The sequence below is a fragment of the Paraburkholderia sp. CI3 genome (assembly GCF_050436505.1).
Taxonomy (GTDB): domain Bacteria; phylum Pseudomonadota; class Gammaproteobacteria; order Burkholderiales; family Burkholderiaceae; genus Paraburkholderia; species Paraburkholderia tuberum.
This window is the reverse complement of sequence record NZ_JBNDMI010000003.1, coordinates 1,415,458-1,427,735: the sequence shown is the minus strand read 5'-3', so window position 1 is coordinate 1,427,735 and position 12,278 is coordinate 1,415,458. Positions and strand designations below refer to the sequence as shown.

Here is a 12,278-nt window from a genome sequence, read left to right as displayed (position 1 = left end):
ACTAAAACCACCATTCCTTCTGATAACGGAGAAACGCATGACCACGCGCGCAGGATGGATCTCTCGCCTCATGGTGTCGACCGTGTGCTCGTTTGCCGCGCTCGGCGCGAGCGCACAGCAGACCATCAAGATCGGTGAGATCAATAGCTACAAGGCGCAGCCTGCCTTTCTCGGGCCTTACAAGCAAGGCTGGAATCTCGCACTCGAGCAGGTGAACGCGGCGGGTGGCGTGCTCGGCAAGCAGCTCGAAGTTATTTCGCGCGACGACAACGGCAACCCCGGCGACACGATCCGCGTCGCCCAGGAGCTGATCGCGCGCGAGCAGGTGCAGGTGCTGTTCGGCGGCTTCCTGTCGAACACGGGCCTCGCGCTCGCCGACTTCGCGAAGCAGAAGAAGATCTTCTTCCTCGCGGCCGAACCGCTGACCGACAAGATCGTCTGGGCCGATGGCAACAAATACACGTACCGTCTGCGTCCTTCGACCTACATGCAGGTCGCGATGCTGGTGCCCGAGGCCGCGAAGCTGAAGAAGAAGCGCTGGGCGATCGTGTATCCGAACTACGAGTACGGACAATCGGCGGTGGCGACCTTCAAGAAGCTGCTGACGGCCGCGCAGCCGGACGTGCAGTTCGTCGTCGAACAGGCGACGCCGCTCGGCAACGTCGACGCGGGCGCCGTGACCCAGGCGATCGCCGACGCGAAGCCCGACGCGATCTTCAACGTGCTGTTCGGCGCCGACCTCGGCAAGTTCGTGCGCGAGGGCAATACGCGCGGGCTCTTCAAGGATCGCGCGGTGGTGTCGCTCCTGACCGGCGAGCCCGACTACCTCGATCCGCTCGGCGCCGAAGCGCCGACAGGCTGGATCGTGACCGGCTACCCGTGGTATTCGATCGATACGGCCGCGAACAAGCAGTTCGTCGACACGTATCAGGCGAAATATCACGACTATCCGCGGCTGGGCTCGGTGGTCGGCTATTCAGCGCTGATGTCGATCGCGGACGGCATCAAGAAGGCGGGTTCGACCGATCCGGACAAACTCGCCGCCGCGTTCAAGGGGCTCAACGTGCAGACGCCCTTCGGCCCGATCATGTACCGCGCGCAGGACAATCAGTCGACGATGGGCGCGTATGTCGGCGTGACCGGCGTGAAGGACGGCAAGGGTGTGATGACGTCGTACCGCTATGTGGATGGCGCGAGCGTGCAGCCATCGGACGCCGAGGTGAAGAAACTGCGCCCGGCGGATTGAGGACGTGGCGCGCGGCGGTCCGTCGTGACTGCCGCGCAATAGCCGCGCGAGTGTTGGTGAATGCACGTCCGCAGCGGCTTTTGCCACGAGCGGGCGGCTTTGAAAACGGCGGTTGCCGTCGGCGAAACCTACTCTTCCGCGTCGTGCTCCGTGACGAAGCGCTTCAGATAAGCGAGCACGGCCGCTTCCATCGCGCGATGATCGGCGGTGTTTTTCGAGCCCGCGTTTTCTTCATCGCCGAACAGTGTGGACGGCGCGTTGTGCACGTCCACTTCCTGCCCCTCGCGGAACACGCGAATTTCGTGGACGTCCTCGACGTACTCGGCGATCCAGTGCACGCCCTCGATATGTGTGCCAGCGCGAACCGTAACTATCTTCATGGCTGTCTCCATGCAAGGCGGTCGATTTGAGTTAGCGCTTCGGCGCTTACTCCCGTCCCCTGTCCACAACCATACGCCGTCCTGCCGACGCACGCGAGTCCCGCCGCGCAACCGCCGCCGGACCATGGCGCGGATGGGCGCTCCGGCACGCTCGTTGCTCAATGATAGAGACTCACCCACAACCGGAGAACCGTCATGCCAGAGCAGAAAACCTTGAAGCGTGCCGCGGCCGATAAACGCGCCGGCAAATCAGCGAGTACTCAAGCGGGAGAGTTCGTCAAGGAACAGGTGGACAAGGTCCGCGCCGGCAAGCACGGCGTGCGCTCGCCGAAGCAGGCGATCGCGATCGGGCTGTCCGAGGCGCGGCGCGCGGGCGTCGACCTAAAGCCGCCGAAGAAGGGCGCCACGAGCGAGGCGACCCGCAAGAAAGCGCAGAAGGACAGCGCGGCGGGCAAGCACGAAGGCGCCGCGAAGAAGAGTGCGAGCAAGGAGTCGAGCGCGAAACGCTCGCGTGTGTCGGAGAGCGTGCTCAAGCGCGAGAGCACGGCCGGGGCGTCGTCGGCGGCGATGTCGAAGCAGGCGAAGTCGGCGGCGGCCAAGCGGCCAGCCGCGAGCCGCTCGGCCGCAGCCAAAAAGGCCGCTGCGACGAAGGGCGCGGCTGGACGCTCCGCTGCCGCGAAAAAGGCCGCGCAAACGCGGGCCTCGCGCGCGCATCACTGAGCTTGCGGCTCGCAAAGCGGCAGCAATAAAAAAGAGCGGCGCACGCATGCGCGTGCCGCCGCTCTTTCGTCGTCGCCTGGTGGCGCGCTTGCGCGCCTTCTTACTGCACCGTCGCCAGCACCTCGCCAACGGTGCGGAAGAGCCGCGCGATCTGTTCTTCGTCGATGATCAGCGGCGGCGAGAACGCGAGGATGTCGCCGGTGAAACGGATCAGCACGCCTGCCTCGAAGCATTTGACGAACGCCTCGTAGGCACGCGCGCCCGGCGCTCCGTCGCGCGATTCGAGCTCGATGCCCGCGACGAGGCCGAGATTGCGCACGTCCTTCACGTGCTTCGCGCCGCGCAGCCCATGCGCGGCAGCTTCGAACGTCGGCGCGAGGCTGGCCGCGCGCTCGAACAACTGGTCACGGCGGTACAGATCGAGCGTCGCGATCGCGGCCGCGGCAGCCGCCGGATGCGCCGAGTACGTGTAGCCGTGGAACAGCTCGATCGCGCCCGCCGCGCCGCTGCCGACTATCGTGTCGTGGATCGTGCGGCTCGCCGCGACCGCGCCCATCGGAATCGACGCGTTGTTGATCGCCTTCGCCAGCGTGATCAGGTCCGGCGTGACGCCGAAGTGTTCGCTCGCGGTCGCCTTGCCGAGGCGGCCAAAGCCCGTGATCACCTCGTCGAAGATCAGCAGGATGCCGTGCTTCGTGCAGATCTCGCGCAGCTTCTGCAGATAGCCTTGCGGCGGAACCAGCACGCCGGTCGAGCCGGCCACCGGTTCGACGATCACCGCGGCGATCGTCGAAGCGTCGTGCAGCGCGACGATGCGCTCCAGCTCCTCGGCCAGATGCGCGCCCCATGCGGGCTGGCCCTTCGAGAACGCATTGTGTTCGAGGTTGTGCGTGTGCGGCAGATGATCGACCGCCGGCAACAGCGCCCCCGAAAACGTCTTGCGATTCGGCGCGATACCGCCGACCGAAATCCCGCCGAAACCGACGCCGTGATAGCCGCGCTCACGGCCGATCAGACGCGTGCGCTGGCCTTCGCCGCGCGCGCGATGGTAGGCGAGCGCGATTTTCAGCGCGGTGTCGACCGATTCGGAGCCCGAGTTCGTGAAGAAGATGCGATCGAGCCCTTCCGGCATCAGCTCGGCAACCTTCTTCGCCGCTTCGAACGCGAGCGGGTGGCCCATCTGGAAGGTCGGCGCGAAGTCGAGCGTCGACAGCTGCTGCGTGATCGCGGCGATGATTTCATCGCGGCCATGGCCGGCGTTCACGCACCACAGCCCGGCGCAACCGTCGAGAATCTCGCGCCCGTCGGTGCTTCGGTAGTACATGCCCTTCGCCGATTCCAGCAGGCGCGGCGCGGCCTTGAACTGGCGGTTGGCGGTGAAGGGCATCCAGAAGGACGACAGATCGTCGATGACGGGGCGCGAAGTCATGGCATCTCCTCGAAGTGGCGCGGTTGGGGCTTTAAGCGTAGCCAAACTGTAGCCCTCGCGGTTTAATGGCGGCATAAACAGTTGACCAAGTGTGGTGTCAACTGTGCTGGTGGATTCGCGCGAACTGTTCCGGTAGGCGGGCGGTCCGCGGTCCGTCTTTTTGCCCCTCGTTTTTCGCCCGAAACATGATCGAACTGGACCTTCAACGCGACCGGCGCGCGGCGCCGACGCTCGTCGAACAGGTCGTGCAGAGCTTCGCGCGCGCGATCGACTCGCAATCGCTGCGCGCCGGCGCACTGCTGCCGTCGGTGCGGCAGCTTGCCCAAAGCCACGCGCTGAGCACCTTCACCGTGACCGAGGCGTACAACCGGCTGGTGTCGATGGGCCTCGTGGTCGCGCGGCGCGGCTCCGGCTATCGGGTGGCGGCGCGCTCGCCGTCCACGCGCGCGGCCGTCGCCGACTGGACGCCGCCGAGCCTGACCGCGACGTGGCTGCTGTCCGACGTGTTCGCCGATCACTCGGTGCCGATCAAGGCGGGCTGCGGCTGGCTGCCGAGCGAATGGACCAACGAGAGCGGCCTGCAGCACTCGCTGCGCGCGCTGAGCCGGGTGCCGGCCGCGCGGCTCGGCGACTATGGCCATCCGTACGGCTTCGCGCCGCTGCGCGAGCGCATCGCCGAACAACTCGACCGGCGCGGGCTGCCCGTCGACGTCGCGAACGTGCTGCTCACGCAGGGCGCGACGCAGGGGCTCGATCTGATCGTACGCACGCTGCTGCGCGCGGGCGATGCGGTGATCGTCGAAGATCCCGGCTACTGCAATCTGCTGCAGATCCTGAAGCTCGCCGGGCTGGTCGTGCATGGCGTGCCGCGCACGCCGGCCGGCGTCGATACGGACGTTCTCGCAACGCTGGTCGCGCGGCACAAGCCGAAGGCGATCTTCGTCAACAGCACGCTCCAGAATCCGACCGGCGCGACCTTCGGCATGTCGGCCGCGTTCCGCTTGCTGCAGATCGCCGAGCGCGAGCGCATCTGGGTGATCGAGGACGACGTGAGCCGCGAACTCGCGCCGGCCGGCGCGCCGCTACTGGCGGCGATGGAAGGCTTGCAGCGCGTGTTGCACGTCGGCGGCTTTTCGAAGACGGTGACGCCGTCGCTGCGCTGCGGCTATGTGGTGGCCGAGCAGGCGGTGCTGCGCGAACTCGCGCGCACGAAGATGGCGGTGGGGCTGACGTCGTCGGAAACGATCGAGCGGATCGTCGACAAGGTGCTGGTGGAAGGGCGTTACGCGCGCCACGTCGAGACGGTCAACGAACGGCTGAAGCTCGCGCACGTGGCACTCGAAGAACGGCTGGACGCGCTCGGGCTCGAGGTGTTTCACCGGCCGCGCGCGGGGCTCTTCATGCTGGCGCGTCTGCCGATCGAAGCGGAGCGCGCCGCCGAGGTCGCGACCGCCGCGCTCGCGCACGGCATCTGGCTCGCACCGGGCTCCTACTTCCGTCCCGACGACGCGCCGAGCGCGTGGTTCCGCTTCAACGCGCCGTATTCGAGCGACGACGCGTTGTGGCGCTTCATCGAGCGGGTCGGGCAGGGGGCGTGGTAGACGCGGCGGCGCGCGTCGAAAGCTCAGCCGCCGTGCCCGATCAGCTTCAGCGCGATCGGATACAGCGACGCGACGAGCAGCAGCGCCATCGCGATGTTGAAGACGCGCAGCCGCTTCGGGTTCGACAGCACCTCGCGCATCGCGGTGCCGAAACCGGCCCACACGCAGATGCACGGAAAGCCGATCACATAGAACACCGCAGCCATCGCGACGGCGTTCATGCCGAAGCTGTTGCTCAGATGAATCGTCGTCGCGGCGGTCAGCACCATCATCCACGCCTTCGGATTGACCCACTGAAACGCGATCGCCTCGTGAAAGCGCATCGGGCGACGCTCGCCGTTCCTGAGCTTCAGTTCGCCCGACGTGCCGATTTTCCACGCCAGATACAGCAGATAAGCGACGCTGACGACTTCGAGTACCGTGTACAGCACGGGGAAATGCGCGAACGCCTCGCCGAGGCCGATGCCGACCGACAACATCAACAGCACCACGCCGACGCTGATGCCGGACAGATGGGGCAGCGTGCGGCGAAAACCGAAATTGACGCCCGACGCGAGCAGCATCGTGTTGTTCGGACCGGGCGTGATCGAGGTGACGAGCGCGAACAGGATGCCGGCGGGCAGCGCGCTGAGAGTGACGAAAGACATGGGGGCTCCGGTGTCGCCAACAGAAAACGATGAGGCTCATTCTAGCGACAGGGGCCGGTACAGTACCTGTACGGTTTTGAAAATGATGTCCGGTACGGATCGATGATGACTTGATTGGCCGGAAAGCGTCGCCACGCGGCGTTTCAACACTTGGTAGTTAACATATGTTGCATTTATTTTTTTAATGGCAACATATGTAGACGGCTGGCGAAGCAGCCCGCCATCCATCAGGAACCTGCTGCACGATTGGAGATACCCATGAAAGTGATGAATTGGTCCACTGTTGCCATGCTCGTGGCGGCAACGTTGGCGAGTCCGGGCGCGTTTGCGCAGGACGCGACGTCCACGCTCGCGAAGATCCAGCGAAGCGGCGTGATCGCGATTGGCCATCGCGAGACGTCGGTGCCGTTCTCGTACGTCGACGCGAACAACGAGGTGGTCGGCTTTTCGCAGGACCTGTGCAACAAGGTCATCGATGCGGTCAAGGCGAAAACGAAGCGTCCGGACCTCAAGGTGCGCTTCATCCCGGTCACCTCGCAGAATCGCATTCCGCTCGTGCAGAACGGCACGGTCGATCTCGAATGCGGCGTGACGACCAATCTCGTCGCGCGCCAAAGCCAGGTGGCGTTCGCCGACACGTTCTTCGTCGCGACGACGCGTCTTCTCACGCGCAAGGACTCGGGCATCAAGGACTTTCCGGATCTCGCGGGCAAGACGGTCGTGACGAATCAGGGCACGACGTCCGAGCGCATCCTGCGCAAGATGAACGAGGACAAGAAGATGAACATGCAGATCATCAGCGCGAAAGATTACGGCGAAGGGCGTCTCACGCTCGAAAGCGGCCGCGCCGTCGCGTACATGATGGATGACGTGTTGCTGGCCGGCACGCGCACGCTGACCGCGAAGCCGTCGGACTGGATCATCACCGGCACGCCGCAATCGTCGGAAGCGTATGGCTTCATGTTGCGACGCGACGATCCGGAGTTCAGAAAGCTCGTCGACGACACGCTCGAACAGGTGATGAAAGGACCGGAAATCCACACGATGTACGACCGATGGTTCATCAAGCCGGTGCCGCCGAAAAACATCAGCTTCGACTTTCCGATGAGCGATTCGCTGAAGCAGCTGTACGCGCAGCCGAACGACAAGGCGCTCGAATAACGGCTTTGGCCGCGATTGCGCGTAGGAATGGTTTCTAGTGGCAGTCTTTTGCTCTTTCCTCTATACCTGGCTATAGGCGGCGCGTTTCGGTTGAACGTCGCCTATAGCGGGAACGGAGGTGCAAAGTGAACAGGCCGATGGAATCTTCGCGGCGCGGACGGATTTTCCCCAGTGGAATTCTTCGTGCTGCGCTGGCGTTGGCAAGCGGCGTATTCATGGTGTCCGCAAACGCCGACGCACAAATGCGCGCGATTACGATCATATCGGGCACCTATGGCGAGAATTGCGGCGCACCGCGCGGCAACCTGACTCGTGAGCTCGAGCGTCATTGCAACGGACGGGAAACTTGCGATTACGCGCTGCCCGGCCTGCACAAAGGTGGCACGACGATGGCATGCCCACGCGACTTCCACGCCGAATGGCATTGCGGCCACGCGGACTTCCACACTGCGGCGCTGGGTCCCGGCGCGAAATCGGGCGACACGCTCGTGCTGGGTTGCGTCGAGTCGCGTGGCGCGGGCAAATAGCTCCATGCGCGAATAAAAAGGCCGAGACCCTAACGGGGGCTCGGCCTTTGATTTTTGCGGCGGTCTTTTTAGCTGGCTTTACGAACCGGCGCGAACCGGCGCGAACCGGCGCGAAGCGCCGCTTGCTGAGCGACGGCCCGATACGACGGAACCGTTCCCGTTTGTGTTCTTCTTCGAAGTGCGCGAGCGACGGCTTGACCAGATCGCTGCGCGACACGATCCCCACCAGACGCATGCTGTTGCGATCGGCGACCACCGGCAGGCGTTCGAACCCTAGCACGGCGAGCCGCGTCGCCACCAGCCGGCAGGTTTCGGATGACAAAGCAAACGCGGTGTTGTGTTGCGCGAACACGTCGGCGAGCGTCATCGCGCGCTTGCGTTCCGTGTCCTCGGCGCAGAAGCGTTCGAGCAACATGCGGTCGGCCACGCCGATCACCGCGCCGTCGCGCACCACCGGATACGCGCGGCGCAGCTGGTTCGCGCCGAACAGCGTCTGCAGCGTTGCGCCGACCGTCGTGGCGGCATCGACCGATTCGACCGAGGCGGTCATCACTTCGTCGACATAGTGGCGCTCGAGCGGATCGACGCCGTACTCGCGATAGATGTGATAGCCGCGTCGCGCGATTTTCTCGGTCATGATCGAGCGCCGCATCACGACCGTGGAGAAGCCGTGCGCGATCAGCGTTGCCGTCAGTAGCGGCAATAGCGCGTTGGCGTCGTGCGTGAGGTCGAACGCGAACACGATGGCCGTCAGCGGCGCGCCGAGCGTGGCACCAAGCGTCGCGGTCATGCCGGCCGCCGCGCCCGCCACGAGCAGCGTCTTGCGTTCCGCCGACGTGACCTTCACGCACTGCGCGATCAGCGAGCCGAGCGCGCCGCCGGTCATGATGATCGGGCCTTCCGCGCCGAACGGCCCGCCGCTGCCGATCACGATGTCCGACGACAACGGCTTGAGCACCGCCACTTTCGGCGACATCTTGCTCTTGCCGAACAGGATCGCCTCGATCGCCTCGGGAATGCCGTGGCCGCGAATCTTTTCGGAGCCGAAGCGCGCCATCAGTCCGACGATCAAACCACCGGTCACCGGCACGCCGATCACCCAAATGCCAAGCGTATTGGTGGCGGGCGAACGGTCGACGAACGACAGCGTGCCGAAGAAAAACAGATTGGTGAACAGGCGAATCAGGTTCAGCAGAACAAAGGCGGCAATCGTGCTGACGAAGCCGATGCCCGCGGCGAGCGCGAAGATGCCGGGCAGCCGTGCATTCGCCGCGAAGTCGCGTTTGTGGGAATCCATGCTCATGGTTAGTCGAGGTCGATCCGTGGAACCTGGAAGGAGCCTTCGAGCGATCTCAATTCGGCGCGATGCAGTTCCGCAAGCCGTTCGAGTACCCGTTCTCCCGCTCTTTCGAGGTGTACTTCAACCTGGCGGCGATCGGTCTCGCTGACCTGGCGGCGCACGAGATTCAGTGCCTCGCAGCGCGATACCAGCGCGACGACGCCGTGATGTTGCGCCTGCAGACGCTCCGCGAGTTCGCCGACGGTCGCCCAGTCGCGCTCCGGATAGCCCTTGATGTGCAGCAACAACAGGTATTGCAACGGCGTGATGCCCTCGCTTTGCGCGGCCTGCTCCGAGAAGCGCTCGAAGCGCCGCATCTGGTAGCGAAACTGCGACAACTGCTCGAAATCGCTCTTAACGAGCTTGCGAGTCCGTACTTTCATGGCAAATCCGCCAATGTGAAGAAAACCGAAAATATATCACGTGATGATGTATTTAAGCGAATTGCGGCCGTCGCAACGGCATCGCGCGGCAGGTCTCCTCGGTCTTTTAGTTGAAAATCAGGCCGCCTCGCGGGCTCGGGTGGCGGTTTGCCGATACAGGCCGGAGATCAGGTCCACCTGCATGATCATGCCGACCACGCGGCCCGCGCGATCGAGCACCGGGATGTGGTGATGGCCGAAGTTCGCGAACATCGGCACCAGTTCCGTGATCGGATCGGTGGCGGCGGCGCGCGTGCCCGGCGACACCGACACGACGTGGCGCAACATCACGTCTTCGCAGCGCAGTTCGTTGAAGCTGCGCGAGAACGCCTGAAGCTGCGTTTCGCGCAGCAGTGAATAGAGGTCGTTGGTGTCGATGTCGAGCAGTTCGTCACGGCGCCCGAGCACGGCTTTGACGTCTTCGCGCGTGAAGCCGACGCGCGCGGCTTCGTCGGCGGCCCGGCTCGGCGTCGCGCGGTCCTGGCGTCCCGCATGCGGATAACGGTGGCCGGTTGCCGCGTGATAGACGAGCGCCGCGAACAGCAGCGCGGCCGACTGGATCGCGATCGGTTCGAGCACGAAGCGGTAGCCGAGCGCATGAATGACCGGGGCGCCCAGCACCGCGGTCAACGCGACCGCGCCCGACGGCGCGACGAGCAGCGGAATATTTGCGACAGGGCCGAGCAGCAGATACATCAGACCGCCGGTGAACGCGATGCCGAGCAGCGCGCCGAGGCACGAACGCGCACGCTCGTGCCATTTCACGGTGACCGGTGCGGGGAGAAAGCTGGCAAGCCAGCCGAGAGCAGGAGAGCGGGACAAGATAGGAGCAGAAAGTAGTCGATGATGCCGGGCCCGACACTACCGGGGAAACCCTGGCAACGCGAATACAGTCTGGTCATGATTATATGTCAATATGATATAAAAGTTCTCCGCCCCCGCGCGGCGCGCGGAATCTGTCGCATCTCGCAGACAGTCGAGAACACAGCCGACGTGCTTCAGCATGGCCCTTAAATCACCCTCGGCGCGTTCTTTTTTGTCACGTCGTGATATAAAATGAGAGCAGACGGATTGAGAGGACTGGTTGGCCGTTGCCTGATAGACCGATAAAGGAGCCATCATGATGATCACGTTTCAATCGACGGCGTCGCCGGATGTCGTCATGCTCAGGGATCTCGCACAATATCTGCTTGGTCTGATCGGCAAGCGGCTCGGCGCGCGGGGCGTTATCAGCCACGACGAGCTGCCCCGCGCGATCGATCGGCTCGAAACCGCCATCACCGAAGACGCGGCCGCGGAAACGACCCTCGAAGCATTGCACTGCTCAACCAGTAATCAACGCGAGTCGCGCAACCGGCTGTCGCAGCGCGCGTGGCCGTTTCTGGACATGATGCGTGCGGCGCGCGACTCGGACGCGGACATCATCTGGGGGCTGTAGTTCGTCGAGGGAATCGCGATGAAACAACTTGCGTCGTGTCGACGTTTCGCAATCGTCCTTGTTTCGGTTTGCGCCGTTCCGCTTGCCTATGCGTTCTCACCCGCGCAGCAGACCGGCCGGTACCCGCAGCCGGTGTGCGGCTCTTGCACCGCATCGTGCGGCACGGGGGTGCGAAGCAGTGTGATCGGCGTGTATGGCGGCACCGTTGTCGACCAGTTGTCCAGCGGAGCGGTGGTGCTCGTGAGATGGCCGAACGGTTCGCCGCACGAGGCATGGACCGCTCGGTCGCATGGCTATGGTTTGCCCGTCGATCCCGCGGCAAACGCTGCTCATGTTTTCTTTCTGTGGCCTGAGTCGTAGCGCGGTGTTCCTGATCGCCGCGCCGAGCAACCGCTATTTCAGGGCAGGGATTCGGTGGCCGCCGAAACTGGCGAATAGTGCCTGTTTGACGGCGTTTCTGTAGGTATTTGCATGCATCGGTGTCGCGCGGTATATATCACGAACTCACATATAATTAATTGATCACGTGCCGCACGGCGCAAGGAGGTTCTCATGTCGAGCTTCAGGCGCATTCTTCTCTGCTACGACGGAACTCGCGAAGGACAACACGCGTTGAAGGACGGTGCCGCTCTCGCGCAAGACCTGAACGCTGAAGTGCACCTGCTTTCCGTGCTCAACAATACGGCGTGGATGCAGGGCGCGGACATCACGTCCACGGTGCCGATCGATTTCATCAACGAATCCGCCAAAACGCTGCTCGACGAGGGCCTGCAGAAGCTCGCCGCACGTGGAATTCGCGCGACCGGTCATCTCGCGATCGGCGAACCACTCGATGAAATTCCGTTTTTCGCTAACGATCTGAAGGCGGATCTGGTCGTCGTCGGTCATCGTCGCAGTCACGGACTTGCGCGATGGTGGGGTGGCCGGCACGACGGGCTACTGCTCGATCGCGTGACGTGCAGCGTGCTGGTCACGATGGGCGCGGCAACCGATGCGCCGGCCGCAGCCGCAGGCACGGGCGAGACCGCGCGGTCCGCCGAACATTCATGAGCGTTGTGTTGTGTGTTGAGTTGTGTTGCGTTGGCACGGAGGCACACCATGAAAGACGTCGACGAACAGTTCAATCATCCTCATCCTCAGCCCGTCAGGCACAGCGATAACGAAAAGAGCAAGCTGCCGCAGCGCGCCGCCGATGCGCAGCGGCCGAAGAAAAAACCCGAAGGCGAGCCGCCGGTCGAGTGACGAGGGGCGGCGCCACGCCCTTCAGTTCGCGCGGAAACACTAAAACGCTGCCAGCCCGAAAGCCTGGCAGCGTTTTAGTCACGCATGCAAACCGCTGGCACAGGCGACCGACGTCACGTCAGACAA

Annotated in this window: 12 protein-coding genes and 1 pseudogene; 7 read left to right on the top strand and 6 right to left on the bottom strand. The window is 64.0% G+C overall.

Translation table 11 applies throughout. The features are described from left to right. The first annotated feature begins 37 nt into the window (after window positions 1-37). Window positions 38-1,246, top strand: a complete 1,209-nt coding sequence (locus OKW29_RS15215) for an ABC transporter substrate-binding protein (protein ID WP_090807229.1) — start codon at window positions 38-40, stop codon at window positions 1,244-1,246. 128 nt (window positions 1,247-1,374) lie between these two features. On the opposite strand, the gene OKW29_RS15210 is transcribed toward OKW29_RS15215, so the two are convergent. Further along, window positions 1,375-1,626: a hypothetical protein gene (locus OKW29_RS15210; protein ID WP_018423554.1), complete on the bottom strand. Its 252-nt coding sequence runs from the start codon at window positions 1,624-1,626 to the stop codon at window positions 1,375-1,377. Window positions 1,627-1,821: 195 nt separating this feature from the next. On the opposite strand from OKW29_RS15210, the gene OKW29_RS15205 reads away from it, so the two are divergent. Continuing rightward, on the top strand, window positions 1,822-2,346 hold the full coding sequence (locus OKW29_RS15205) for a DUF6496 domain-containing protein (RefSeq protein ID WP_429291623.1): 525 nt from the start codon (window positions 1,822-1,824) through the stop codon (window positions 2,344-2,346). 100 nt (window positions 2,347-2,446) lie between these two features. Here the strand turns inward: OKW29_RS15205 and OKW29_RS15200 are convergent, their stop codons facing one another. After that, the gene (locus OKW29_RS15200; protein WP_429291622.1) at window positions 2,447-3,775 is read right to left on the bottom strand and encodes an aspartate aminotransferase family protein; all 1,329 of its coding nucleotides are present in this window, start codon (window positions 3,773-3,775) and stop codon (window positions 2,447-2,449) included. 185 nt (window positions 3,776-3,960) lie between these two features. Here OKW29_RS15200 and OKW29_RS15195 point away from each other — a divergent pair, with 185 nt between their 5' ends. Beyond that, window positions 3,961-5,376: a PLP-dependent aminotransferase family protein gene (locus OKW29_RS15195; protein WP_429291621.1), complete on the top strand. Its 1,416-nt coding sequence runs from the start codon at window positions 3,961-3,963 to the stop codon at window positions 5,374-5,376. A gap of 23 nt (window positions 5,377-5,399) precedes the next feature. Here the strand turns inward: OKW29_RS15195 and OKW29_RS15190 are convergent, their stop codons facing one another. After that, window positions 5,400-6,023: a LysE family translocator gene (locus tag OKW29_RS15190; protein WP_429291620.1), complete on the bottom strand. Its 624-nt coding sequence runs from the start codon at window positions 6,021-6,023 to the stop codon at window positions 5,400-5,402. Between the two features lie 258 nt (window positions 6,024-6,281). Between OKW29_RS15190 and OKW29_RS15185 the strand changes: the two genes are divergently transcribed. After that, window positions 6,282-7,184, top strand: a complete 903-nt coding sequence (locus OKW29_RS15185) for a glutamate/aspartate ABC transporter substrate-binding protein (protein ID WP_184063185.1) — start codon at window positions 6,282-6,284, stop codon at window positions 7,182-7,184. 621 nt (window positions 7,185-7,805) lie between these two features. On the opposite strand, the pseudogene OKW29_RS15180 reads toward OKW29_RS15185, so the two are convergent. The 3 genes and pseudogenes from OKW29_RS15180 to OKW29_RS15170 form a co-directional block, all read right to left on the bottom strand. Continuing rightward, window positions 7,806-9,014: pseudogene (locus tag OKW29_RS15180) on the bottom strand (chloride channel protein); the annotation flags it as partial. A gap of 2 nt (window positions 9,015-9,016) precedes the next feature. Further along, entirely contained in the window at window positions 9,017-9,433 is a 417-nt protein-coding gene (locus OKW29_RS15175; RefSeq protein WP_090807212.1) for a MarR family winged helix-turn-helix transcriptional regulator, read from the bottom strand. A gap of 117 nt (window positions 9,434-9,550) precedes the next feature. After that, complete coding sequence (locus tag OKW29_RS15170; RefSeq protein ID WP_429291619.1) at window positions 9,551-10,294, bottom strand: HPP family protein; 744 nt, start codon at window positions 10,292-10,294, stop codon at window positions 9,551-9,553. A gap of 298 nt (window positions 10,295-10,592) precedes the next feature. On the opposite strand from OKW29_RS15170, the gene OKW29_RS15165 reads away from it, so the two are divergent. From OKW29_RS15165 to OKW29_RS15155, 3 genes are all read left to right on the top strand, one after another. Beyond that, complete coding sequence (locus OKW29_RS15165; RefSeq protein WP_018423542.1) at window positions 10,593-10,910, top strand: DUF1840 domain-containing protein; 318 nt, start codon at window positions 10,593-10,595, stop codon at window positions 10,908-10,910. A gap of 552 nt (window positions 10,911-11,462) precedes the next feature. Continuing rightward, on the top strand, window positions 11,463-11,960 hold the full coding sequence (locus OKW29_RS15160) for a universal stress protein (protein WP_184025075.1): 498 nt from the start codon (window positions 11,463-11,465) through the stop codon (window positions 11,958-11,960). Between the two features lie 48 nt (window positions 11,961-12,008). Beyond that, window positions 12,009-12,152 carry a hypothetical protein gene (locus OKW29_RS15155; RefSeq protein WP_184063176.1) on the top strand — a complete coding sequence of 48 codons (144 nt, stop codon included), beginning with the start codon at window positions 12,009-12,011 and terminating at the stop codon, window positions 12,150-12,152. Window positions 12,153-12,278 lie beyond the last annotated feature (126 nt).